The sequence below is a fragment of the Salmonella sp. 32100201201700099SM genome (assembly GCF_017572645.1).
GTDB classification, from domain to species: Bacteria; Pseudomonadota; Gammaproteobacteria; order Enterobacterales; family Enterobacteriaceae; genus Salmonella; species Salmonella enterica.
On the sequence record NZ_JAGERQ010000009.1, the window covers coordinates 22,728 to 48,585 of the forward strand.

Consider the following 25,858-nt stretch of genomic DNA (forward strand, 5'->3'; position numbering starts at 1 on the left):
ACACGGCCTGCCGCAATCGTATGAATGTGACAGGCCGGAAAAGAATGGCAACTACAAGGCGGAACGTTAGTCTTGTTGATTAACCTTGCGCTCAATCGCTTTGAGACGCTTGCTCATATCATCAATGTTCATCACCAGTGCAGCAGTTTTACGCCATACTTTGTTGGGTTGCAGCGGAATGCCTGAGGAGTAGACGCCCGGTTCCGTGATGGGACGCATCACCATACCCATGCCAGTTACCGTGACTTTGTCGCATATTTCCATATGCCCATTGATCACGCTGGCGCCGCCAATCATGCAGTAACGGCCAATCTTCAGGCTACCCGCCATAATGACGCCACCGGCAACTGCCGTATTGTCGCCAATCACGACGTTATGTGCAATCTGGCACTGATTATCAATAATCACGCCATTGCCAATAACAGTATCATCCAACGCGCCACGGTCAATGGTGGTACAAGCGCCGATCTCGACACGATCGCCAATAATGACCCGGCCCAGTTGTGGGATCTTCACCCAGTTGCCACGATCGTTAGCGTAGCCAAAACCGTCCGCGCCGATCACCGTACTGGACTGGATCAGGCAATTCTCACCGATCTGAATGTCGTGGTAAATCGTTACGTTCGCCCACAAGCGTGAACCCGCCCCGATTTTGCTATTTTTTCCGACGAAACAGCCTGCGCCGATAACCACGTTATCGCCCAGTTGTACGCCAGATTCAATCACCGCATTCGCGCCGACTGAAACATTGCTACCCAGCGTTGCCGTCGCATCAATCACGGCGCTTGGCGCGATATTCTGCGCGGGCTGCGGCGTAGTATCTAAAATTTGCGCCATGCGCGCGTAGGTCAGGTAGGGATTTTTAACTACCAGCGCCGCGCTCTTGGCAAAAGGAAGATCGTCCTGCGTCATGACAACCGCAGAAGCCTGGCATAAACCTAAGTGTTCACGGTACTTAGGATTTACCATAAACGTAATGTGGCCTGTTGTTGCAGATTGCATGGACGCAACGCCGGTGATGACGATATCGCCATCACCGTGTAATTCTGCATCCAACTGTTCTGCTAAGTCAGCCAGTCGAATTGAAGGCATTACTTATTTAACCTGTTTCAGTACGTCAGCGGTGATGTCTTTCACATCGCTGCTGTTGTAAGCAACGGTGTTTGCGTCTACCACCAGATCGATGCTCTGGTCGTTAGCCACTTTTTTCACCGCAGTCTGGATACGAGTCACCAGTTTGTTGCGTTCTTCGTTGGAACGACGAGCGCGATCTTTCTCAAAAGCCTGCGCTTTTTGTGCGAAAGTCTGGCGCTGAGACATCACGTCTTTTTCCAGCTTAGTACGATCGCTACCTGCTTTCATGGATTGCAGACGCTGCATTTTAGATTGCAGATCGGTTTCCATTTTTTGCAGTTCAGCCGCACGGCCTTTAAATTCGTTTTCCAGTGTATTGGATACACCCGTCTTCTGCGCAACCTGTTGGAACAGATTGCCCATGTTGACGATTGCAATTTTGTCAGCAGCCTGTGCGGACGTTACCATCGCCAAACCAAGACCTGCAGCTAATAACCACTTTTTCACAATAAACTCCTTACCATCCCATTTGCACCCGAAGGTACAGCTCTTTGCGTGGCCTGGCGATCCCTGGGGGCATCGCCAAAAGTCATCGCTACACTACCAATGCATTCCTTTGCAGTGAACAATTACCAGGTTTTACCAATGTTAAACTGGAACTGCTCGGCTTTGTCTCCATCGTACTTTTTAAACGGCTGGGCGTAGGAGAAGACCAACGGCCCCAATGGGGACATCCATTGTAATGCGATACCCGCGGACATACGGATGTTGCCTGGATCGCTGTAATCCGGTACATCTGACGGCGCAGATGACGGATCCCAGTTCGTATCCCAAACGGTACCCATATCCCAGAAGAAGGAGGTACGAACCGAGTTGGCATACTTTTCGCTGATGAACGGCGTCGGGGTAATAAATTCCAGGCTGGCGACAGCCATGGCATTACCACCTACCGCATCATCTGATTTACAGCCTGATTCCTGAGTACAATCTTCGTAATCATCATTATCGTCCCAACTAGTGTGGGCGCCATTTTTATAGACCGCTTTCGGGCCGATAGTATTCGACTGGAAACCACGCACGGTACTGGAACCACCGGCATAGAAGTTCTCATAGAACGGCATTTCCTTGCCGCCTAAACCATCGCCATAACCCCAACGAGTACGCCCCAAAACCACCCACTTGTGATCGTTATCGATAGGCACATAGGTCGCGGTATCCAGCGACACTTTGTAGTATTCGTTGTCGGAACCTGGAATCGTCACCTTACCCGTCAGGTTGACTCGCGAGCCGTCCGTCGGGAAATACCCACGGTCAAGCTTGTTATAGGTCCAGCCGTAGTTAAAGGTGAAGTCGTCGGCAGCAAAATCGCTGGCATCAGGGTCGCCCATCGATTCAAGATAACGATCCATCGCGATCTGCGGCTGCATGTTGGACAGTTTGTTATGGACATAACCCAGACCAGCACGCAACGTGTTGTACTCGTTGATGGGGAAGCCAAGCGTCACATCCGTACCGTAACTCTTGTTGGTATAGTCGGACAGGTCGGCATCATCCGCTTCAAAGTCGTTATAGAAGATACGACCACCGAGGCTCACGCCGTCAACGGTAAAGTATGGGTTAGTAACGGACAGTTCGCTGTAGGTCTGGTAGTCGTTTTTGGTACCGTTAATCCCCACGGAATAACCGGTACCTAACCAGTTGTCCTGCTGAACGCCGGCCTGGAAGCTAACGCCGCTTTCTGTACCGTAACCGATACCGAAGTTAAAGCTACCGGTGTTGCGCTCTTTCACCTTGTACACAACATCAACCTGATCCGGGCTACCCGGAACACGCTGCGTGTCGGTGTCGACGGTTTCAAAGAAGCCGAGACGGTTCAAACGCTCTTTCCCCTGGTCAACCAGGTCGCTGCCCAGCCACGCCCCTTCCATCTGGCGCATTTCACGGCGCAGAACGGAATCTTTTGAGGTGTCGTTGCCTTCAAAGCGGATCTTACGCACGTAGAAACGGTTGCCCGCATCGACGTTTACGCGCAGTTTTACGGTTTTGTCAGCATCGTTAATTTCAGGCTGTGACTGCACGCGCGGATAGGCGTAACCATAGCGACCCAGAAGCTTTTTGATGTCATCTTCCATTTTGGTCACTTTGGTGCCGTTATAGAGCTCGCCCGGTTCAATTTTCGTCAGTTTCTCAATTTCAGCGGAATGTCCGGCCAGGTTACCGCTCACCTGAACCCCGGAAAGCTTGTACTGATCGCCTTCGGTGATATTGACGGTGATGTAGATCCCTTTCTTATCCGGCGTCAGACTCACTTGCGTGGAGTCAATATTGAAACGCGCGTAGCCGCGATCCAGATAGTAGCTGCGCAAGGTTTCAAGGTCGCCCGCCAGCTTCTGTTTCTGGTATTTACGATCGCCGACGACGTTCCACCACGGCACTTCGTCACGCAACTGGAAATGAGAAATGAGTTCTTCGGTGCTAAAGGCATGGTTACCGACGATGTTGATCTGTTGGATCTTCGCCGATACGCCCTCCTGGAACACCAGTTTAAGATCAACACGGTTGCGCGGTAGCGGCGTGACGACCGCCTTAACGCTGGCGCTGTATTTACCTACGCTATAGTAAAAGTCTTCCAGACCTTTTTCGATATCAGACAACGTGGTGCGATCCAGAGACTCGCCAACACGTACGCCAGACGCTTCGAGGTTTTGCTTGAGCATGTCATCTTTCACCGACTTGTTCCCGGAGAAAGTGATGCTGGCAATGGTCGGACGTTCTTTTACCTGAACCAGAAGGGTATTACCATCGCGCAGGACGCGGACGTCCTCAAAGTTGCCGGTGGCGAACAGAGCGCGAATGGTGTTACTGATATCTTCATCATTAACCGTGTCGCCTGTGCGCACCGGCATACTGAGGAGAGCCGCACCAACGGCGACTCGCTGCAGGCCTTCGAAATGAATGTCCTTCACTACGAACCCTTCAGCACCGTATACGGTGGCGCTGCTGAACAGCAGCGACGCTATGAGCAACTTTTTCATCGCCATCGTTATTATGCGTTCTTCCTAACTAACTCTCTTACAACCGAGAGAAATCATTGAAAAGTGCAAGCCCCATTAACAACACCAGCAAAATCGAGCCAATGCGATAACTAAAGTCTTGAACCCGCTCGGATACCGGCCCGCCCTTAAGCTTTTCAATCGCCAGGAACAGCAGATGACCCCCGTCAAGAACGGGCAGCGGAAACAGGTTAATTATCCCTAAGTTCACGCTGATTAGCGCAAGGAACATCAGGTAATAAATCACCCCGAACTCCGCTGACATCCCAGCCCCCTGAGCGATAGAAATCGGCCCACTGAGGTTGTTCAGTTTCACATCACCGGTTATCAATTTACCCAGCATACTGACCGTCAGCTTCATCAACTGCCACGTCTTATCCGTGGCTTCGAGGATGGCGCTAAAAGGCCCATACTGGCGTATAGTCTTGTACTCTTCCGGCAGAGGAATAATTTTAGGCACCACGCCTGCAAACCCTTCCGCCTTTCCGTTAACCGATTTCGTATCCGGCGTTAACGTCAACGACAAGGCGCTCCCCTGCCTTTCAATCTCTAACGCTAACGGCTTACCGGGATTATCACGTACAAACGTCACGAATTTCATCCACTGCGTTAACGGCTGACCATCGACTTTAACGATCCTGTCGCCTGCTTGCAAACCCGCTTTACTGGCTGCGGAATTCGCCTGCACTTCTGACAGTACCGGTTCAATCTGTGGCCCGCGGGGCCGAATCCCTAAAGAAGATACAGGATCTTGCTTATCAGGCTCAAATGCCCAGTGACGTAAATCAAGCGTTTTGTCCTGCCGCTGGTCGCTGCCAAACGGCGCGACGCTCACCGTCGTCTGCTGATCGCCAATTTTGGACACCAGTTGTAAACGCACGGCATCCCAATCAGGGGTTTCGATACCATCAACGGCTTTAAGTTCCGTACCAGGCGCAATTTGCGCCTGCGCAGCAATCGAGTTGGGCGTTATTTCGCCAATGACCGGACGAACGCCAGGGACGCCGATGATAAAGACCAGCCAGTAAGCAAAGATAGCAAAAATGAAGTTCGCAACCGGACCTGCGGCAATAATTGCGGCACGCTGGCCCACCGTTTTGTTATTGAAGGCGTGACGACGCAATTCCGGCGCTACCGGTTCGGCGCGCTCATCCAGCATTTTGACGTAGCCGCCCAGCGGGATCAGGGCGATGACATACTCGGTGCCGTACCGATCGGTACGACGCCAGAGCGCTTTGCCAAAACCGATGGAAAAGCGCTCAACTCGCACACCGCAGCGCCGGGCAACCCAGAAATGACCAAATTCATGCACAGTGATCAGCACGCCCAGTGCGATGATGAATGCAGCCAGATTCCAGAGAATACTCAGCATAAAACCTTCCGTTAGAGCGTCCTGAACACCAGTAACAACAGGCAAGCAAAGACCGGTACGGCAGCCGTCAGACTGTCAATTCGGTCCAGAATGCCGCCATGGCCTGGAATCAAGTGGCCGCTATCCTTAATTCCTGCTTCGCGCTTAAACATACTCTCGGTGAGGTCGCCCAGTACAGAAGCCAGAGCCGCCACCACAGAGCAAATCAGCAAGATAACAGGCGCAACATTCAGATTCGCCCACATACCGTAACCCCATGAGATCACGGCAGCCGTAACAAGCCCGCCGATAAACCCTTGCCAGGTTTTACCCGGGGAAACTTTCGGCGCCAGCTTATGTTTGCCAAACAATTTACCAAACATATACGCGCCAGAGTCCGCTCCCCAGACCAGGATCATGACATAGAGTAACCATATTGCGCCACTGTAATGATTCTCGTCATAGTGCCAGGCGCGCAGCGCCAGCATGCCCCAGAAAAATGGCACAATAGTTAACAAACCGAAAATGAGACGCAATGTTTTTGAGTTGCGCCAGATTGCCGCCGAACCGGGATAAAATAGCACCAGCAGTAGCGCGACAACCCACCATCCTAACGATGCCCAAAGCGACATCTCAACCAGCGGTTGACGAATGTTGTGATGATACTCAGGCAACAAAAATAACATCAGCGCCAATAACAGACCACACAGCACCGCCAGCCAAACCCGCTGTGAACGCGCGGCGAAACCGCTTAACTGCCCCCATTCCCACGCGGCCAGCATACAGACAACCAGCGTAATAATGGCGAACCCCACCGGCGGCAATAAAAAAAGCGCAGCGATGACCGCGGGTATTAACACAAAAGCAGAAATCAGGCGATACTTCAGCAAAAGCGACCCCCATCAGGCTTTGTCATCACCAGGCTCGGTACCGCCGAAACGACGCTCTCGATTAGCAAAGGCATGCAGCGCACCTTCAAAGTCTTGTTCATCGAAATCGGGCCAGAGAACATCCGTAAAGTAAAGTTCGGCATAGGCAATTTGCCAAAGCAAAAAGTTACTAATGCGATGCTCTCCCCCAGTCCTAATTACTAAATCCACAGGCGCCAGCTCATGCATACAGATTTGCTGGCCTAGTCTCTCTTCATCAATCTGATCGGGGCGCAGCACTCCAGCCTGCACCTGCTCCGCCAGTTGTCGGACTCCCTGGACAATATCCCAACGTCCGCCGTAATTCGCAGCGATATTCAGCGTTAGACCCGTATTATGGGCGGTAAGCGCTTCTGATTTGCGAATACGTTCTTGTAAACGTGAGTTAAATCGGCTGATATCGCCGATAATACGCAGGCGAACGTTATGGCGGTGCAGGCTTTTGACTTCGCTATCCAGCGCCCACACAAACAGCTCCATTAACGCGCTCACTTCCTGCGCCGGTCGGTTCCAGTTTTCACTACTAAAGGCATACAGCGTTAACGCATCAATACCGTTATTGGCAGCAAAAGAGACCGCTCGCCGGACAGACTTCGCCCCGGCTTTATGCCCAAAGGCCCGGATCTTCCCTTGCTTTTTCGCCCAGCGACCATTGCCATCCATAATTATGGCAACATGACGGCAGCCATGTGCTGGCAAATTTTCGCTTACTGGTTGAGTTGCAGACAACATAACGCGTTTTTTGTCCCTGAAAGGATTTAGCGGTACTCAGGAATACTGAAGCCTTTATACACATTCTCTTCGCTCCGCTTCGCGGATGACTGCGCGTCATCGCCCCTGTCGTGCGCTGTCTGCGCACGCCGGGAACGTATCCGCCTGCCGTCCCGATGCGTCCTGAATGATTTTGTGTATCCACAAAAAAGCCGTGTAAAACCACGGCTAACCTGACCGAAAAAAGCCAAAAACCTGCGATCAGGTGGCGCAGACTATATCACCGAAGCCCAACGCTAACAAATAGCACGATCTTCTGTCGCGGGATAATCGTCAGCGTGAGAGCCGTATCACTTGTTTTCTGGCTACTTCACGCGCGATGGCGTCAACCTGCAATACGTCCTCAACGCTTGCCGGTTCCTGTAAATCCATCCTCTCCAGCACCGCTAAATTGAGCCCGGCGATATCGGTAAAACGAATCTGTTGCGCCAGAAACGCGGCAACGGTGATTTCGTTTGCCGCATTGAGCGCCGTCGTTGCCGCCTGACCTTGCTCAAACGCCTCCATCGCCAGCTTCAGGCACGGATAACGCTGATAATCTGGCGCGCTAAACGTCAGCGCGCTGAGTTTGCAAAAATCAAGCGGCTGCGCGCCGGACGTGACGCGATTCGGCCATGCCATCGTATGCGCAATAGGCGTACGCATGTCAGGTTCTCCAAGCTGCGCCAGGACGCTGCCGTCCTGATAACGCACCATCGAATGAATGACCGATTGCGGATGGATCAACACTTCCATCTGACGTGCGCTGGCATTAAATAACCAACGCGCTTCAATGTATTCCAGACCTTTATTCATCATGGTGGCGGAGTCGACGGAGATTTTTCGCCCCATCGACCAGTTCGGATGACGACATGCCTGATCCGGCGTCATCGCTGCCAGATCGCACATGGGCGTTTCACGAAACGGGCCACCAGACCCGGTAAGCAAAATCGACGTTACGCCATTTTGCTCAAGGTCAGCGTATCCCAGATTATGCTGAATAGATTGCGGCAAACTCTGAAAAATCGCGTTATGTTCGCTATCGACGGGTAAAAGCCGGGCGTTGCTGCGTTTTACTTCGTCCATAAACAGCCGCCCGCAGGTCACCAGCGATTCTTTATTCGCCAGCAGAATCGTCTTCCCTGCGCGAATCGCCGCCAGGGTCGGCAGTAAACCAGCCGCGCCCACAATGGCCGCCATCACATGCCCGACCTCATCAAGCGCCGCCATCTCACAGGCAGCCTGCTGACCGCTCAGAACCTCGGTGCGGCTGCCATGCTGCTGAAGCATTATTTTGAGCTGTTCTGCGCTCGACGTATCGTCCATCACGGCATAACGCGGCGAGAACTCCAGGCACTGCTCCGCCATGCGGGCAACATTTTTACCCGCCACCAGCGCGATAACGCGGAAGCTATCAGGATTATGGCGCACCACGTCCAGTGTGCTGCAACCAATAGAGCCGGTCGAGCCCAGAATGGTTAATTGCTTCATGAAACGTCCAGAAGTGTTGAAACGGAATAAAAAGCAAAACGCCGCACAGGAGACCTGATAATGTCTTTTGCGCGGCGCTTTGTACACCACTCATCCGCCAGGTTTAGCGGTGGAATGAGTTTATATCTGCGTACAGATCAATCAGAACTGCATCAGTTCTGCTTCTTTATCTGCCAACGCCGCATCAACTTTCTTAATTGCCGCGTCGGTCATTTTCTGTACTTCTTCCTGAGAGCGACGATCGTCATCTTCACTGATCGCTTTATCTTTCAGCAGAGCTTTTACTTTATCGTTCGCATCACGGCGGACGTTACGAACGGCGACACGCGCCTGCTCCGCTTCGCCACGGACAATTTTCGTCAGATCTTTACGACGTTCTTCGGTCAGCGGCGGCAGCGGAACGCAAATGTCGGTGCCCGCAGAGCTTGGATTCAAACCGAGGTCTGACGCCATGATCGCTTTTTCAACGGCTGGCCCCATAGAACGGTCAAACACGTTAATTTTTAAGGTACGGGAGTCTTCTACCGTTACGCTTGCCAACTGGCGCAGCGGGGTCAGAGTGCCATAGTATTCTACGACAATACCATCCAGCAGGCTGGGAGAAGCACGACCCGTGCGCACTTTGCTGATTTGGGTTTTGAACGCTTCAACGCATTTTTCCATGCGTACTTCAGCATCTTTTCTGATATCGCTAATCACGTTACGAATCCTTGAAAACTAGTCTCAGTCAGACCAGACGGTCACACAATATAAAGATGTGCTAAGTATAGTCTCGTTTAATTTCTGCCAGGTAATAAGACCCGTCAATAGAACAGAATCTTACCCGTATTTGGCGCTCACGGGAATTATTCCGTGATTAACGTCCCTTCTTTTTCGCCCATCACCACACGACGCAGCGCGCCCGGTTTGTTCATGTTGAAAACACGAATCGGCAGTTTGTGGTCACGAGCCAGCGTGAACGCCGCCAGATCCATCACTTTCAGCTCTTTATCCAGCACTTCGCTGTAGGTCAGCTGATCGTACATGGTCGCGGAAGGATCTTTTGCCGGATCGGCAGTGAATACGCCATCCACTTTGGTCGCTTTCAGTACGACATCCGCTTCAATTTCGATCCCGCGCAGACAGGCCGCAGAGTCGGTAGTGAAGAACGGGTTACCCGTACCTGCAGACAGAATCACAACACGGTTATTACGCAGCAGGCTAATCGCCTCGGCCCAACTGTAGTTGTCGCACACGCCGTTTAAAGGAATTGCCGACATCAGGCGGGCGTTCACATAGGCGCGGTGAAGCGCATCACGCATTGCCAGGCCGTTCATGACGGTGGCCAACATGCCCATGTGGTCGCCCACAACGCGGTTCATCCCCGCTTTTGCCAGACCCGCGCCACGGAACAGGTTACCACCGCCAATCACCACACCAACCTGAATACCCAGTTCAACCAGTTCTTTGATTTCCTGAGCCATACGATCCAGTATGCTTGCATCAATACCGAAGCCTTCCGTACCCTGCAGAGCTTCGCCGCTTAATTTAAGCAGAATGCGTTTATAGACGGGTTTTGCATTGGTAGCCATGTTTCTTTCCTGAGACTGTCAACGATTGATATGAGTTAATTCCGGCGACATTGTACGTCGCATTTCAGCGCAGACGCCAGGCGTCGGCTGATTTTACAAGAGAGGCGCCAAAAGAAGCCGCCCTCAGGCGGCTCCTCAGGAAAATCAGGACTGCTTAGACATCGCAGCAACTTCTGCTGCAAAGTCAGTCTCGACTTTCTCAATGCCTTCGCCCACTTCAAAGCGGATGAAGCCAGTCACGTCAGCGTTGTGCTCTTTCAGCAGTTGGCCAACAGATTTGCTCGGTTCCATGACGAAAGGCTGACCAGTCAGGGAAACTTCGCCGGTGAATTTCTTCATGCGGCCTTCAACCATTTTCTCTGCGATTTCTTTCGGCTTACCGGACTGCATCGCGATGTCCAGCTGTACCTGGTACTCTTTCTCTACCACGTCAACAGACACGTCTTCCGGCTTAACGAATTCCGGCTTGCTTGCCGCAACGTGCATCGCCAGCTGTTTAACCAGCTCTTCGTCAGCGCCTTTAGCGGCAACCAGAACGCCAATGCGCGCACCGTGCTGGTAAGAACCCAGAACGTCGCCTTCCAGGGAAGCTACGCGACGAATGTTGATGTTCTCGCCGATTTTCGCAACCAGAGCAACGCGCTCTTCTTCGAACTGCGCTTTCAGGACTTCTACGTCAGTGATTTTGCCAGCAACAGCGGCATCCAGCACTTTGTCAGCAAATGCCTGGAAGCCAGCATCTTTAGCCACGAAGTCAGTCTGGCAGTTAACTTCCAGAATGAAAGCGACGTTGCCGTCGATTTTGGTTTTGATTACGCCGTCAGCAGCCACGTTGCCTGCTTTTTTCGCTGCTTTGATAGCGCCGGACTTACGCATGTTTTCGATTGCCAGCTCAATGTCGCCATTCGCTTCAGTCAGCGCTTTTTTGCAATCCATCATGCCTGCGCCAGTACGCTCACGCAGCTCTTTTACCAGGGATGCGGTAATTTCAGCCATTCTAAAATCCTCGAAAGATTTGATCTGCCCGGCATCAAACCGCACAGATATAAAAGTGAAAAAGGGGGCCATATACAGGCCCCCTAACCAAACGTGATACTACCTGGTCTATAAGGGCTCTCCCCTTCATATTTCGAGCCGCAGGCGCGTTGCCTTCACTCGCTCATCCCGGTCACTTACTGATGTAAGCTCCCGGGAATTCTCGAGCTTGCCGCCTTCCTGCAACTCGAACTATTTTAGGGAGTTATCAAGCCTTATTACTCGGCTTCTACGAAGCTTTCTTCCGCCTGGGAAGCCAGATCCTGAGAACGGCCTTCACGAACGGTTGCAGCGACAGCGCCCAGGTACAGGCTAACAGCACGGATTGCGTCATCGTTACCCGGGATAACGAAGTCAACGCCGTCCGGATCAGAGTTGGTATCAACGATAGCAAATACCGGGATACCCAGGTTGTTCGCTTCTTTGATAGCAATGTGCTCGTGGTCAGCATCGATAACGAACAGAGCGTCCGGCAGACCGCCCATGTCTTTGATACCGCCCAGGCTGTTTTCCAGTTTCTCAAGCTCACGAGTACGCATCAGCGCTTCTTTCTTGGTCAGCTTTTCGAAAGTACCGTCCTGAGACTGAGTTTCCAGGTCTTTCAGACGTTTGATGGACTGACGAACTGTTTTCCAGTTAGTCAGCATACCGCCCAGCCAGCGATGGTTCACGAAGAACTGGTCGCAGCTGTTAGCAGCTTCTTTCACCGCTTCGCTTGCAGCGCGTTTAGTACCAACGAAAAGGATTTTACCTTTACGAGCAGAGATCTTGTTCAGTTCAGCCAGAGCTTCGTTGAACATCGGTACAGTTTTCTCAAGGTTGATGATGTGAACTTTGTTACGCGCGCCGAAGATGAAAGGCTTCATTTTCGGGTTCCAGTAACGGGTCTGGTGACCAAAGTGAACACCAGCCTTGAGCATGTCGCGCATGGAAACAGTTGCCATGATTTAAAACCTCTATAGATTAAGTTGGGGTTATGCCTCCACGTATCCCATATTACCGACCCCAAAGGGCACCCCGGAATATGTGCCGATACGTGTGTGTTGTTACACAAAGTGAGATTTGTCGCTCCCGTCCATCGTGTGTAGTCTTCGAATGGATCGGAAGTCCGGCGCGCTTTATACCACAAATACGCCACCGACACCAATAATTGTTGGCACTCAGTGCTGAATTGAACGATGAATTTCGTGTTACAGGCAGGCGGCAAATTTTTGCATCCCCGGGAGCTTACGGCCAGTAAGTGACTGGGGTGAAAAAATGTCGCCAACGCACCTGTGGCACGAAAGGCGAAGTTCAGAATGATTCTCAATTTGGCAGGGTACACCCCTGACTGATACCATTGTCAGCACTTACACAATTATTGCCGAAATCATCGGCACTGATGGACAGAATTCATGGCTATCTCTATCAAGACATCTGAAGACATCGAAAAAATGCGCGTCGCGGGCCGTCTGGCAGCCGAAGTGCTGGAAATGATCGAACCGTATATCAAACCGGGCGTCACCACCGGCGAACTGGACCGTATCTGTAACGATTACATCGTTAACGAACAACACGCGATCTCCGCCTGCCTCGGCTACCACGGCTATCCGAAATCCGTCTGTATCTCTATTAATGAAGTGGTGTGCCACGGCATTCCGGATGACGCTAAACATCTGAAAGATGGTGATATCGTCAACATCGACGTGACCGTGATTAAAGATGAATTCCACGGCGATACCTCAAAGATGTTTATCGTCGGCAAACCGACTATTCTGGGCGAGCGTCTGTGCCGCGTCACGCAAGAGAGCCTGTATCTGGGCATCAAAATGGTGAAACCGGGCATCCGCCTGCGCACCATTGGCGCCGCCATCCAGAAATATGCCGAAGGCGAAGGTTTCTCCGTGGTACGTGAATACTGCGGACACGGTATTGGTCGCGGCTTCCATGAAGAACCGCAGGTGCTGCATTATGATGCAGACGATGGTGGCGTCGTGTTGCAGCCTGGCATGACCTTTACCATTGAACCGATGCTGAATGCCGGGGATTACCGTATCCGCACCATGAAAGACGGCTGGACGGTAAAAACCAAAGACCGCAGCTTGTCTGCTCAGTACGAGCATACTATTGTGGTAACGGAAAACGGCTGTGAAATTCTGACGCTGCGTAAAGATGACACCATCCCGGCGATCATCACACACGACGAATAATGTTTTGCCTGATGGCGATGCCTTCGCATCTTATCAGGCCTACAAATTGTACTACTTCGTAGGCCGGATAAGGCGTTCACGCCACCATCCGGCTTTTTAATGGGTGGCGCATATGAATACTCTTCCTGAACAGCACGCGAATACCGCACTCCCCACCCTCCCTGACCAGCCGCAAAACCCTGGCGTCTGGCCGCGCGCTGAACTGACCGTCGCCGGTATCAAAGCCCGCATCGACATCTTTCAACACTGGCTGGGAGAGGCATTTGACAGCGGCATTTGTGCTGAACAGCTTATTGAAGCCCGAACCGAATTTATCGACCAGTTGTTGCAACGCCTGTGGATTGAGGCCGGTTTCGGTCAGATTGCCGATCTGGCGCTGGTCGCCGTCGGCGGCTATGGACGCGGCGAACTGCATCCGCTTTCCGATATTGATCTGCTCATTTTAAGCCGCAAAAAGCTGCCCGATGAACAGGCGCAAAAGGTCGGCGAGCTGCTGACTTTACTTTGGGACGTCAAGCTGGATGTCGGGCATAGCGTACGTACGCTGGAAGAGTGTCTGCTGGAAGGTCTGTCTGATTTAACCGTTGCAACAAACCTCATCGAAACGCGCCTGCTGATCGGTGATGTCGCTCTGTTTCTGGCACTACAAAAACATATTTTCAGCGAAGGTTTTTGGCCGTCCGACAAATTTTACGCCGCCAAAGTAGAAGAGCAGAACCAGCGCCACCAGCGCTATCACGGTACCAGCTATAATCTGGAGCCGGATATTAAAAGCAGCCCCGGCGGCCTGCGCGATATCCATACATTGCAGTGGGTCGCCCGACGTCACTTCGGCGCCACCTCGCTCGATGAGATGGTGGGATTCGGCTTTTTAACCCCGGCTGAGCGCGCGGAGCTCAACGAGTGCCTGCATATCCTGTGGCGCATTCGCTTTGCGCTACATCTGGTGGTCAGCCGCTACGATAACCGCCTGCTGTTCGACCGCCAGTTAAGCGTCGCTCAACGCCTTAACTACAGCGGCGAGGGCAATGATCCGGTTGAGCGGATGATGAAAGACTACTTCCGGGTTACGCGTCGGGTGAGCGAACTTAATCAGATGCTGCTTCAGCTATTTGACGAGGCGATTCTGGCGCTGCCTGCGGATGAAAAACCACGTCCTGTTGACGATGAGTTTCAACTGCGCGGCACGCTCATTGATCTGCGTGACGACACGCTGTTTATCCGCGAACCGCAAGCGATCCTGCGGATGTTTTATATGATGGTGCGCAATAGCGCGATCACCGGCATCTACTCTACGACGTTACGCCACTTGCGCCACGCCCGCCGCCACCTGAGCCAACCGCTGTGTTACATCCCGGAGGCGCGCACTCTGTTTCTGAGTATGCTACGCCATCCCGGCGCGGTCAGCCGCGGCCTGCTGCCCATGCATCGCCACAGCGTACTGTGGGCTTATATGCCGCAGTGGTCGCACATCGTCGGACAAATGCAGTTTGACCTGTTCCACGCATACACGGTGGATGAACACACCATCCGCGTAATGCTCAAACTGGAGAGCTTTGCGAAAGAAGAGACACGCCAGCGCCATCCGCTATGCGTCGATCTCTGGCCGCGGCTTCCCCATCCGGAACTGATCCTGATCGCCGCGCTGTTCCACGATATTGCGAAAGGACGCGGCGGCGACCATTCGGTACTGGGCGCGCAGGATGTACTCACCTTCGCCGAACTGCACGGTTTGAACTCACGCGAAACGCAACTGGTCGCCTGGCTGGTGCGCCAACACCTGCTGATGTCAGTCACCGCCCAGCGCCGCGACATCCAGGATCCGGAAGTCATTAAGCAGTTTGCCGAAGAGGTGCAAACCGAAACACGGCTGCGTTTTCTGGTCTGCCTGACCGTCGCAGACATCTGCGCGACCAACGAAACCTTGTGGAATAGCTGGAAACAGAGCCTGCTGCGCGAGCTGTACTTCGCCACTGAAAAACAGCTCAGGCGTGGAATGCAAAATACGCCGGATATGCGTGAGCGCGTGCGTCACCATCAGCTTCAGGCGCTGGCGCTGCTGCGAATGGACAATATTGATGAAGCCGCGCTGCACAAAATCTGGACCCGCTGTCGCGCTAACTATTTTGTTCGTCATAGTCCAAATCAGCTCGCCTGGCACGCACGCCATTTATTGCAGCACGATCTGCGCCAACCGTTAGTGTTGCTCAGTCCGCAGGCCACGCGCGGCGGAACCGAAATTTTTATCTGGAGTCCGGACAGACCCTATCTGTTTGCCGCCGTCTGCGCCGAGCTGGACAGGCGTAATTTAAGCGTCCATGACGCGCAGATCTTTACCACCCGCGACGGCATGGCAATGGATACGTTTATTGTACTGGAACCAGACGGCAGCCCGCTGGCGGCAGATCGCCATGAAGTCATTCGCACCGGTCTTGAACAGACCATTACGCAGCGTAGCTGGCAGCCGCCGCAGCCGCGTCGGCAACCGGCAAAGTTACGGCACTTTACGGTCGAAACGGAAGTCAATTTTCTGCCCACCCATACCGACAGAAAATCATTCATGGAATTGATCGCGCTCGATCAGCCTGGTCTGCTGGCCAGGGTCGGACAAATTTTTGCCGATCTGGGAATTTCGCTTCATGGCGCCCGAATTACAACCATTGGTGAACGAGTAGAAGATTTATTCATAATCGCCACAGCGGATCGGCGCGCGCTTAATAATGTGCTGCAACTTGAGGTACAACAACGGTTGACAGCGGCCCTCAATCCAAACGATAAAGGGTAGTGTGTTTATTTATATGAAAGAGTTTAACAATGCAGCAGTTACAGAACGTTATTGAGACCGCTTTTGAGCGCCGCGCCGATATTACGCCGGCTAATGTAGATACCGTGACCCGAGAGGCGGTAAACCAGGTCATTTCTCTACTTGATTCCGGCGCGCTGCGTGTCGCAGAAAAAATCGACGGTCAGTGGGTCACTCACCAGTGGTTGAAGAAAGCGGTTCTGCTCTCTTTCCGTATTAACGATAACCAGGTTATCGACGGTGCGGAAAGCCGCTACTTCGATAAAGTCCCGATGAAATTCGCTGATTACGACGAAGCGCGTTTTCAGAAAGAAGGCTTCCGCGTCGTTCCGCCTGCGGCCGTTCGTCAGGGCGCATTTATCGCCCGCAACACCGTGTTGATGCCGTCTTACGTTAACATCGGCGCCTACGTTGACGAAGGCACCATGGTTGACACCTGGGCGACTGTGGGTTCCTGTGCGCAGATTGGTAAAAATGTTCACCTTTCCGGCGGCGTGGGTATCGGCGGCGTACTGGAGCCGCTGCAGGCTAACCCGACCATCATTGAAGACAACTGCTTTATTGGCGCGCGTTCTGAAGTCGTGGAAGGCGTCATTGTCGAAGAAGGTTCCGTCATTTCCATGGGGGTATACCTCGGCCAGAGCACCAAAATCTACGATCGCGAGACCGGTGAAGTTCACTATGGCCGCGTACCGGCGGGCTCCGTGGTCGTTTCCGGCAACCTGCCGTCAAAAGACGGCAAGTACAGTCTGTACTGCGCGGTGATCGTGAAAAAAGTCGACGCCAAAACGCGTGGTAAAGTGGGCATTAACGAATTATTGCGCACTATTGATTAAGCGAGTGAAAAGCGGGGGCGACAGCCCCCCTTTGCATTACGGCGAATGCGGTAAAACGGTTTCCGGCGCAATCTTTGCCGCAAACGCCGAAGCCAACGCAGTCAAAACGACATAACCGGCAACCAAAGTCCAACTGTTATCATAGACTGCGCTTAACGCTTTAGCGATAAACGGCGTGAATCCCCCTGCCACAACCGCCCCCAACTGAGCGCCAATTGATGAACCGCTGTAGCATACAGGCGGATGAAACAGTCCGGCGAAAAAAGAAGGTTGCACGGCATTCAGTGAATTATGACCAATGTTAATAAGCAGAACGTAGCCCATTGTCATCAGTATGAGCGAACGGCTTTCCAGCAGCCAGAAAAAGGGAAAAGCCATTGCCGCGACAAAAAGCGCGCCGAAAATATACACCTGACGGCAGCCACGCCGATCCGACATGATGCCAAATAGCACGTGCATGGGATACGCCAGCAGACAGGTGAACATTACAATGTACAGAATAGTCAGGCTGGCAATCCCAAGCTGCGTCGTCGCCCAGGAAACCGCGAAGACGGTAGCAAGAAAAAAGGGAACGCTTTCCGCAAAACGCAGAATTATAATCAGCAAAATGCTACGCCATTGTTCTCGTACTACTTTGACCACCGGCCTTTCTTCTCTTTGCTGCCTATGATTAATGGCCTGCTGCTTTTTAAACGCACGGAAGACAGGCGTCTCATCCAGACGATGACGCATATATAATCCCGGCAACACCAAAAGCGCACTGAGCAGAAAAGGAATACGCCATCCCCACGATAACAACGCCTCCTTCGGTAATTGGGTCACGACTATAAATACGCCTGTCGCCAATAATTGTCCCGTGAGTCCTCCTGTTTGCGATAGCGCGCTTAACCGCCCCCGGTGCTTTCCAGCAGCATATTCCACGACCATCAACATGGCGCCTCCCCATTCGCCTCCAACCATAAATCCCTGTAGAAAACGCAGAATAACCAGTAAAGCAGGCGCCAGCGCGCCAATACTGGCGTAAGAAGGCAGGCAACCGATGAGAAACGTGACCGCGCCCATCCCCCCTAACGTGATTAATAACGTGTTTTTACGCCCAAGCGTATCTCCCCTGTTGCCAAAAAATAGCGCGCCCAGCGGTCGGGAGATAAATCCCACGCCGAAACTGGCAAAAGAAGATAACGTTGCAGTCAATGGGCTGGCGCCAGGAAAAAAAAGCGGGCCAAATACCAGCGCGCTTGCCAGGCCGTATAATAGAAAATCATAATATTCAATGGAGTTTCCTATCCAGGCGGAAACCACCACCCGGCGAATAGTAGCATTATACGTTCCGGACATAGACTCCGCCTCTCAAGGTTATCGACCACTGCCTCCGGTCAATTTCCCACACTGACTTCAAACGCTTTCTCTATAAACGGAATATCGCGTTGAATTACTTAAGCTATCAATAACCGCCGCCCTTTTGCTCATGACGTTGCCGAGACGTCTTCTGCGATCAACCGCGCTTTTTTTGTATACATTGGTGGCGAAAAACCAATTTTTCGTTAATTATTCAAAAGTTATAGTGTGATGAAGGATACCGCTATGTATGACAATCTAAAAAGTCTGGGCATTACCAATCCTGAGGAAATCGATCGTTACAGCCTGCGGCAAGAAGCCAATAACGATATCCTGAAAATCTATTTTCAAAAGGATAGAGGTGAATTCTTTGCTAAAAGCGTGAAGTTTAAGTATCCACGCCAGCGTAAAACAGTGGTGGCCGATGGCATCGGTCAGGGTTATAAAGAAGTACAGGAGATTAGCCCCAACCTACGCTATGTGATTGACGAGCTGGACCAAATCTGCCAGCGCGACCGCTCAGAACTCGATCTCAAACGTAAGATCCTCGACGACTTGCGCCATCTGGAAAGCGTCGTCGCGAATAAGATCAGTGAAATCGAAGCCGATCTGGACAAGCTTACCCGTAAGTAAGCTGTGTGTTGCCGGATGGCGACGTGTTACGCCTTATCCGGCCTACAGGTATATCCCCGTAGGCCTGGTAAGCGAAGCGCCGCCGGGCTTAACGCTGTTCATCCAATTGTAGCGCCACATACAGCAACAGCCGATCGTCAAAATTTCCCAAATCCAGCCCGGTCAGTTCCGAAATACGATTTAGCCGATATTCCAGCGTGTTACGATGAATAAACAGCGCCTTAGAGGTCGCCAGCGGCTGGACATTATGGCGAAACCACGCCGTCAGCGTCCGACGTAATAACCCGTTGTTATCCATCGCTTTGAGTTTTACCAGCGGGCGCGCCAGCTCATTGGCCTGCCAGCCGCCACGCAGGCTATCTAACAGAACCGGCAGCATCAAATCCTGATAAAAATAGCTGCGGCTTTCTGGCATCCGCTGTTTGCCGACCATCATCGTGGTGCGCGCCGTGCGGTATGAGCGTGCAATACTGCCCGGCCCGGTAAAGTAATTGCCCAGCGCCACGCGAAAACGTAGCTGACCATTCTCTTTCATGCGCGAGATAAGCTGCTCTACGCGCTTACGATGATCTTCAGCATCCCAACGACCAAACGGGTTTAAGGCGGGTTTGAGTACCACCATCTCGGTGAGAGAAACAATGGCTATCAGGTTGTTACGCTCCGGCGTGGTAAGCGCATTCTGCAACTGCTGAAGTTCCGCCATTGCGCTATCGACGCCAAGCTGGCCGCTGTCGACTTCCACCACCGCCGCCACACGCGGCTGGTTCAAATCGATCCCCAAACGCTGCGCCCATTCCACCAGCGCCGGCGTATTTTCTTCGGCCTGAATCAGGTTCATCACCAGCTCTTCGCGCAAACGGCTATCCTGCGCCAAAAGGTGCATTAACCGCGACTGTTCCAGCATCATCTCGGCAGTCATACACACCAGTTCGCCATATTTACGCAGATGCTCTGGTTCGCCGGTGAGGCCGATCACGCCGACAATTTCGCCCTCAAGGCGTAAGGGAAGATTAATCCCCTGACGCACCCCGTGCAGGTGTCGCGCCACGGCGTCGTCGATATCCACAACCCGGCCCTGCGACAGCACTAACAGCACGCCTTCGTGCAATTCACCAATACGTTCCCGATCGCCGCTGCCGATAATACGCCCGCGGGCATCCATTACGTTGATATTGGTATCGATGATGCGCATAGTGCGCGCCACGATATCCTGCGCCATTTTGGTATCAAGATGCCAGCCAGCCATAAATCCCTCCTGTGAGCAGAGCACAAGCATAAGGAAGATGACAGGTCTCGACATTGTGCAAATGCACAAAACGGTGCAAATAAGTATGGAGTTGTGGGGGGTTTCACAGAAAAGTGTTGCCCCCTTCCATGATGGAAGGGGGACAAAGGTGATTACTGCATCAGCAAATAAATAGAACTATCACCACGCTGAATATTCAGCGCCAGCACCGACGGTTTGCTGTCGAGAATCTTACGCAGCTCGGCGATATTTTTCACCGGCTGCTGGTTAGCGCCGATAATGACATCGCCTTTTTTGAGGCCAATTTGCGCGGCGGGTGAGTTCGCTTTCACGCTGCTCACCACAACGCCTTTATCCTGGCCTTTATTGCTCATTTCAGCGCCTTCAATCCCGCTGAAGATGGTGCTGGAATCAACCTGACTCTGGCTGCTCTGCTGCAATTCCAGATTAACCGTAATCGCTTTACCTTCACGCAGCAGACCGAGGCTGATTTTGCTGCCGACCGGCATAGTGCCGACCTGAGCGCGCAGCGCCGCAAAGCTGCTGATCGGTTTACCGTTCAGCGAGGTAATGACATCCCCGGCTTTGATACCCGCTTTCGCCGCGGACGAATTCGGCATCACCTGGCTGACGAACGCGCCACGCTGGGCATCGACTTTCATCGCTTTCGCCAATTCGGAATTCAGCTCAGTCCCCATGATCCCCAGTTCGCCGCGTTTCACCTGGCCGTATTCCACCATCTGCGACGTCAGGTTTTTCACCATGTTACTGGGGATAGCGAAGCCGATACCGATGTTACCGCCGTCCGGCGCCAGAATCGCGGTGTTAATACCGATCAGCTCACCGTTCAGGTTCACCAGCGCGCCGCCGGAGTTACCACGGTTAATCGCGGCGTCGGTCTGAATAAAGTTCTCGTAATTTTCTACGTTCAGGCCGCTACGCCCCAGCGCCGAAACGATACCTGACGTCACCGTTTCGCCCAGACCAAACGGGTTACCAATAGCGACGGTATAATCCCCCACGCGCAGCGCGTCGGAGTCCGCCAGCTTAATCGCCGTCAGGTTCTTCGGATTCTGAATTTGAATCAGCGCGATATCAGAACGCGGATCTTTGCCCACTACTTTAGCATCGAATTTACGCCCATCGCTAAGCTGTACTTTAATCACGCTGGCGTTATCAACCACGTGGTTGTTGGTGACGACGTAGCCCTTCGCGGCGTCAATAATTACGCCGGAGCCCAGCGCCATGAATTTCTGTTGTTGACCGCCGTTGCCGCCGTTACCGCCGCCCTGGCAGAACGGAGAATTCTGGAACGGAGAACCGTCCTGGCAGAACGGGGAGTCATCGCCAAAGAACTGCTGGAAATTACGCGGCATACGCGGCGTATTCACCGTGGTGCTACCTTCTACATTAATACTGACCACCGATGGCATCACTTTTTCGAGCATCGGTGCCAGGCTTGGCATCTGCTGGGCAGTCATTGCTGAAGAGGACGTTTCAGCCGCCGTGGCAGACAGAGGCGACAATGCCAAACCTAAACTCAGAGCCAGTGCACTCATTGCTAATGTGGTTTTTTTCATGTGTTTCAATCTCGATTAACAGGTAACGCAAAATTGCTGTGTACGTCAGATTCATTTTATAACGCGAAGTTCCGGAATAAAGTTTCTGGAAAAAGTAAAAATTTATTGTCCATCTTTACAAAAGTCCATTTACTGTTCGACCGCCATCAAACGCCGATATTCATCCCATGCGTAAAGGTCAGTCATCCCGCTGATATAATCCTGAATCAACCGACAGCGATAATAATATTCCAGTACCGGGTACTCCGCCGAATCCGTGGGTAATTTACTGACGACTTCCACGTAGGCCAAACGATGGCGCGTAGAAAGTTTCTGAAATAAGCGCGATTCTATAGGGAAGCGTTTCAACCGTTCTTTTTCCACCAGCTCGCGAAAGTCGTTAAGCGACAAGCTTAATAGCGGCTGATAGATATCTAATAACCCGCTGATCACCCGGTATCCCTGTAGTTCAAGCTGTTCTACATCCGGATGGCTAAACACATGTTCAACCGCCACATTCTTATAGAGTTCAAGCAGGCGGCTAAAACCGCTGGCATCTTCCAGTAACGCCTGATTGAAGGTACCGGCAAAAATCTGCGGCAAATTATCAATAAAACGCTGAGCGGCATAGGACACCAGTTTATTTAATGTATTTACCCGTAAATACATAAAAAACTGATCTTCGGTACTGCGGCTTAATGTATTGGCGCGTGATTTTTCCCACGCATTTCCTACCACCAGCTCAAACAGCGAATCCTTCTCATGGTGGCCCCACGCGTGATATAAATGGTGATAAAGCTGCTCAACGCTAAAGATTCTTTTCTCTACCGCGTCTTCAAGATCGGCGACACAATAAGAAATATCATCTGCGGCTTCCATAATCCACGTTAATGGAAAGCGACTGTAAGGCGCTAACTGAAGTTCTTTACGTAACCTCGCAATATACTTCTCTTCAGAAAGATAATAGCCCGGTTTCTTCATTAAATAGCGATGGGAATCCGGCACCGGCCCTCGCCACCATGCCGGACGGGTATATTTTAAAATTCCGCCAACCTGCGCCCAGGTAAGGTTCATCCGCATGAGCGTATGTACCAGACGAATTCCCTGTGCATTGCCTTCAAAATGGCAGATATCCTGACGTACCTTGCGGCGAATATCGTTCAGATTTTCTTCACCTTCCTGTAACCGTAGCGAGGAAACCACACAGCGATCATGCGTGAGCGGCTGGCTTTCCGCATCTTCCGGATGCAGCCACTGACGAAACCAGTCATTGATCGCCGCCTCGCCAAAATGACCGAACGGCGGATTACCGATGTCGTGCATCAGGCAGGCCATTTCCACAATACTTTCAAAGGGACCGGTCAGCGCATCCAGACCGTACTCCTCCAGCCGGTTTTGCTCTTTCAGGCGGCTTAAAATCTCTTTCGCGATATAACGCCCTACCTGTTGCACCTCCATTGAATGCGTCAGGCGAGTACGCACCGCGGCATTGCGCTCCAGCGGGAAAACCTGCGTTTTTTGCTGCAAACGGCGTATAGCCGGAGAGTTGATAATCCGCCCGCGATCGCTTTCAAAAATCCGCAGGATCTCATGTTCCGTCTTTACGCCCTGCGGTGAACGATAACGACGATGCCAGTTAATTTTATTTCGGAAATCGATCGATGCCATATCCTCTCCCCGCCTGAGAAATGCGCTTCCCCATAAGCGCATGATAAACTATGCCCCCAAAACTGACTTATCGCGAGTAAATCTATGAAAATCGGCATCATTGGCGCAATGGAAGAAGAAGTTACGCTGCTGCGTGACAAAATTGACAACCGTCAGACGATTACGCTGGGCGGCTGCGAAATTTACACTGGCCAGTTGAACGGCACCGAAGTGGCGTTGCTGAAATCCGGTATCGGTAAAGTCGCGGCGGCGCTGGGCGCAACGTTGCTTCTGGAGCACTGCAAGCCGGACGTGATCATCAATACCGGTTCCGCAGGCGGTCTGGCGTCCACGCTGAAGGTCGGCGATATCGTCGTCTCTGACGAAGCACGTTACCACGACGCTGATGTGACCGCTTTCGGCTATGAATACGGGCAATTACCGGGCTGTCCGGCCGGATTTAAGGCCGATGATAAGCTGATCGCCGCCGCGGAATCCTGCATCAGGGAGCTGAATCTGAACGCGGTACGCGGCCTTATTGTTAGCGGCGACGCGTTTATTAACGGTTCCGTCGGGCTGGCGAAAATCCGGCATAACTTCCCCGACGCGGTCGCCGTAGAGATGGAAGCCACCGCTATCGCCCACGTCTGCCATAACTTCAACGTGCCGTTCGTGGTGGTACGCGCTATTTCTGACGTGGCCGATCAGCAATCGCACCTCAGCTTTGACGAATTCCTCGCGGTGGCGGCGAAACAGTCGACTTTGATGGTCGAAACGCTGGTACAGAAACTGGCGCATGGCTAAGCAAATGTTCAGGGCGCTGGTCGCCCTGCTGCTTACGCTCCCGGTGTGGCTTTACGCTGCGCCGCGCGTCATTACCCTCTCTCCCGCCAATACGGAGCTTGCTTTTGCCGCCGGGATTACGCCCGTTGGCGTCAGCAGCTATTCCGACTACCCGCCCGAAGCGCAAAAAATAGAACAGGTCTCTACCTGGCAGGGAATGAATCTGGAACGCATTGTGGCGCTGAAGCCGGATCTGGTCGTCGCCTGGCGCGGCGGTAATGCGGAACGCCAGGTAAACCAACTGACGTCATTAGGTATTAAGGTCATGTGGGTGGACGCGGTAAGCATCGAACAGATCGCCGACGCGCTCCGCCAACTGGCCGTCTGGAGCCCGCAGCCGGAAAAGGCTCAGCAGGCAGCGCAGACATTGCTAAATGAGTACGCCGCGCTCAAAGTCGAGTATGCCGGTAAAGCTAAAAAGCGCGTCTTTCTTCAGTTTGGCATGAATCCTTTGTTTACCAGTGGTAAAGGGTCTATTCAACATCAGGTTTTGACCACCTGCGGCGGAGAAAACATCTTTGCTGACAGCCGCGTGCCGTGGCCGCAAGTCAGCCGTGAGCAGGTGCTGGCAAGGCATCCCCAGGCCATTATCGTGGCCGGAAAAGCGGGCGAAATTCTCAAAATTGAACAATACTGGGGAAACCTGTTAAAAATTCCGGTTATTCCGCTTAACAGCGACTGGTTTGAACGCGCAAGCCCGCGTATTATCCTCGCCGCAAAACAACTCTGTAATGCGCTTTCACAGGTGAATTAGAGCCTGTCTTACCAGGCTCCCAGTGGGGATTCGACAATGCTCGTCTATTGGCTGGATATTGTAGGCACGGCTGTATTTGCTATCTCTGGCGTGTTGCTGGCCGGGAAATTACGTATGGACCCGTTCGGCGTCCTGGTGCTCGGCGTCGTTACTGCCGTCGGCGGCGGGACAATCCGCGATATGGCGCTGGATAACGGCCCGGTATTCTGGGTTAAAGATCCTACCGATTTGGTCGTCGCCATGGTCACCAGTATGCTGACCATCCTGCTGGTTCGCCAGCCAAGACGTCTGCCGAAATGGATGTTGCCGGTACTGGATGCGGTCGGGCTGGCGGTGTTTGTCGGCATTGGGGTGAATAAAGCCTTCCTCGCTGAAACAGGGCCATTAGTGGCCGTCTGTATGGGCGTGATTACCGGCGTCGGCGGCGGGATTATTCGCGATGTTCTGGCACGCGAGATTCCCATGATCCTACGCACCGAAATCTATGCCACGGCCTGTATTATCGGCGGGATTGTTCACGCCACCGCGTTTTATACGTTTTCAGTACCGCTGGAAAGCGCCAGCATGATGGGTATGGTCGTCACGCTGTTTATTCGGCTGGCGGCCATTCGCTGGCATTTGAAATTGCCGACGTTTGCCCTGGATGAAAACGGACTTTGATATTGTTTTGCCCGATGGCGCTACGCTTATCGGGCCTGGAACATCTTTCCTGTAGGCCGGATAAGACGCTCGCGTCGCCATCCGGCACAACGAACA

Annotated in this window: 22 protein-coding genes; 7 read left to right on the forward strand and 15 right to left on the reverse strand. The window is 52.6% G+C overall.

What is annotated here, in order from left to right; genetic code table 11:
• Nucleotides 1-66: 66 nt before the first annotated feature.
• The 11 genes from lpxD to rpsB form a co-directional block, all read right to left on the reverse strand.
• On the reverse strand, nt 67-1,092 hold the full coding sequence (gene lpxD, locus J4685_RS15195) for a UDP-3-O-(3-hydroxymyristoyl)glucosamine N-acyltransferase (RefSeq protein ID WP_001139265.1): 1,026 nt from the start codon (nt 1,090-1,092) through the stop codon (nt 67-69).
• 3 nt (nt 1,093-1,095) lie between these two features.
• Nucleotides 1,096-1,581 carry a molecular chaperone Skp gene (gene skp / locus J4685_RS15200; RefSeq protein WP_000758966.1) on the reverse strand — a complete coding sequence of 162 codons (486 nt, stop codon included), beginning with the start codon at nt 1,579-1,581 and terminating at the stop codon, nt 1,096-1,098.
• A 122-nt stretch (nt 1,582-1,703) separates the two neighbouring features.
• The gene (gene bamA / locus J4685_RS15205; RefSeq protein ID WP_001240922.1) at nt 1,704-4,115 is read right to left on the reverse strand and encodes an outer membrane protein assembly factor BamA; all 2,412 of its coding nucleotides are present in this window, start codon (nt 4,113-4,115) and stop codon (nt 1,704-1,706) included.
• Between the two features lie 31 nt (nt 4,116-4,146).
• A complete protein-coding gene (rseP, locus tag J4685_RS15210; RefSeq protein ID WP_000949017.1) occupies nt 4,147-5,499 on the reverse strand; it encodes a sigma E protease regulator RseP in 1,353 nt (450 codons plus the stop codon).
• A gap of 11 nt (nt 5,500-5,510) precedes the next feature.
• Complete coding sequence (gene cdsA / locus J4685_RS15215) at nt 5,511-6,368, reverse strand: phosphatidate cytidylyltransferase (RefSeq protein ID WP_000922424.1); 858 nt, start codon at nt 6,366-6,368, stop codon at nt 5,511-5,513.
• A 12-nt stretch (nt 6,369-6,380) separates the two neighbouring features.
• Nucleotides 6,381-7,139: a (2E,6E)-farnesyl-diphosphate-specific ditrans,polycis-undecaprenyl-diphosphate synthase gene (ispU, locus tag J4685_RS15220; protein ID WP_000947413.1), complete on the reverse strand. Its 759-nt coding sequence runs from the start codon at nt 7,137-7,139 to the stop codon at nt 6,381-6,383.
• A gap of 312 nt (nt 7,140-7,451) precedes the next feature.
• On the reverse strand, nt 7,452-8,648 hold the full coding sequence (gene ispC / locus J4685_RS15225) for a 1-deoxy-D-xylulose-5-phosphate reductoisomerase (protein WP_000811905.1): 1,197 nt from the start codon (nt 8,646-8,648) through the stop codon (nt 7,452-7,454).
• A gap of 141 nt (nt 8,649-8,789) precedes the next feature.
• Nucleotides 8,790-9,347 carry a ribosome recycling factor gene (gene frr / locus J4685_RS15230; protein ID WP_000622421.1) on the reverse strand — a complete coding sequence of 186 codons (558 nt, stop codon included), beginning with the start codon at nt 9,345-9,347 and terminating at the stop codon, nt 8,790-8,792.
• A gap of 146 nt (nt 9,348-9,493) precedes the next feature.
• Complete coding sequence (pyrH, locus tag J4685_RS15235; protein WP_000224567.1) at nt 9,494-10,219, reverse strand: UMP kinase; 726 nt, start codon at nt 10,217-10,219, stop codon at nt 9,494-9,496.
• A gap of 144 nt (nt 10,220-10,363) precedes the next feature.
• Nucleotides 10,364-11,215, reverse strand: coding sequence for a translation elongation factor Ts (tsf, locus tag J4685_RS15240; RefSeq protein ID WP_000808107.1), 852 nt, complete (start codon nt 11,213-11,215; stop codon nt 10,364-10,366).
• Nucleotides 11,216-11,472: 257 nt separating this feature from the next.
• Entirely contained in the window at nt 11,473-12,198 is a 726-nt protein-coding gene (gene rpsB / locus J4685_RS15245) for a 30S ribosomal protein S2 (protein ID WP_000246886.1), read from the reverse strand.
• 450 nt (nt 12,199-12,648) lie between these two features.
• Here rpsB and map point away from each other — a divergent pair, with 450 nt between their 5' ends.
• The 3 genes from map to dapD all read left to right on the forward strand — a co-directional run bounded on the left by map (nt 12,649) and on the right by dapD (nt 17,082).
• The gene (map, locus tag J4685_RS15250; RefSeq protein ID WP_001018214.1) at nt 12,649-13,443 is read left to right on the forward strand and encodes a type I methionyl aminopeptidase; all 795 of its coding nucleotides are present in this window, start codon (nt 12,649-12,651) and stop codon (nt 13,441-13,443) included.
• A 112-nt stretch (nt 13,444-13,555) separates the two neighbouring features.
• Nucleotides 13,556-16,228: a bifunctional uridylyltransferase/uridylyl-removing protein GlnD gene (gene glnD, locus J4685_RS15255; protein WP_001094520.1), complete on the forward strand. Its 2,673-nt coding sequence runs from the start codon at nt 13,556-13,558 to the stop codon at nt 16,226-16,228.
• A gap of 29 nt (nt 16,229-16,257) precedes the next feature.
• On the forward strand, nt 16,258-17,082 hold the full coding sequence (gene dapD, locus J4685_RS15260; protein WP_001186673.1) for a 2,3,4,5-tetrahydropyridine-2,6-dicarboxylate N-succinyltransferase: 825 nt from the start codon (nt 16,258-16,260) through the stop codon (nt 17,080-17,082).
• Nucleotides 17,083-17,118: 36 nt separating this feature from the next.
• Here the strand turns inward: dapD and J4685_RS15265 are convergent, their stop codons facing one another.
• Nucleotides 17,119-18,420, reverse strand: a complete 1,302-nt coding sequence (locus J4685_RS15265; RefSeq protein WP_000017190.1) for an MFS transporter — start codon at nt 18,418-18,420, stop codon at nt 17,119-17,121.
• Between the two features lie 246 nt (nt 18,421-18,666).
• Between J4685_RS15265 and J4685_RS15270 the strand changes: the two genes are divergently transcribed.
• Nucleotides 18,667-19,053: a DUF3461 family protein gene (locus J4685_RS15270; protein ID WP_000272193.1), complete on the forward strand. Its 387-nt coding sequence runs from the start codon at nt 18,667-18,669 to the stop codon at nt 19,051-19,053.
• Nucleotides 19,054-19,141: 88 nt separating this feature from the next.
• Here J4685_RS15270 and cdaR read toward each other — a convergent pair whose 3' ends face one another.
• From cdaR to dgt, 3 genes are all read right to left on the reverse strand, one after another.
• Complete coding sequence (gene cdaR, locus J4685_RS15275) at nt 19,142-20,299, reverse strand: DNA-binding transcriptional regulator CdaR (RefSeq protein ID WP_000929465.1); 1,158 nt, start codon at nt 20,297-20,299, stop codon at nt 19,142-19,144.
• Nucleotides 20,300-20,451: 152 nt separating this feature from the next.
• Nucleotides 20,452-21,879, reverse strand: coding sequence for a serine endoprotease DegP (gene degP / locus J4685_RS15280; protein WP_000753958.1), 1,428 nt, complete (start codon nt 21,877-21,879; stop codon nt 20,452-20,454).
• 129 nt (nt 21,880-22,008) lie between these two features.
• The gene (gene dgt / locus J4685_RS15285; protein WP_000146453.1) at nt 22,009-23,526 is read right to left on the reverse strand and encodes a dGTPase; all 1,518 of its coding nucleotides are present in this window, start codon (nt 23,524-23,526) and stop codon (nt 22,009-22,011) included.
• Nucleotides 23,527-23,610: 84 nt separating this feature from the next.
• On the opposite strand from dgt, the gene mtnN reads away from it, so the two are divergent.
• The 3 genes from mtnN to J4685_RS15300 are packed head-to-tail and all read left to right on the forward strand — an operon-like array spanning nt 23,611 to nt 25,762.
• Nucleotides 23,611-24,309 (forward strand): 5'-methylthioadenosine/S-adenosylhomocysteine nucleosidase, encoded by a 699-nt coding sequence (mtnN, locus tag J4685_RS15290; RefSeq protein ID WP_000689821.1) that lies wholly within the window; start codon nt 23,611-23,613, stop codon nt 24,307-24,309.
• A complete protein-coding gene (gene btuF / locus J4685_RS15295) occupies nt 24,302-25,102 on the forward strand; it encodes a vitamin B12 ABC transporter substrate-binding protein BtuF (protein ID WP_001118837.1) in 801 nt (266 codons plus the stop codon). Before mtnN ends, btuF begins: the two co-directional genes overlap by 8 nt.
• 36 nt (nt 25,103-25,138) lie before the next feature.
• Nucleotides 25,139-25,762 (forward strand): TRIC cation channel family protein, encoded by a 624-nt coding sequence (locus tag J4685_RS15300; protein ID WP_000964233.1) that lies wholly within the window; start codon nt 25,139-25,141, stop codon nt 25,760-25,762.
• Nucleotides 25,763-25,858 lie beyond the last annotated feature (96 nt).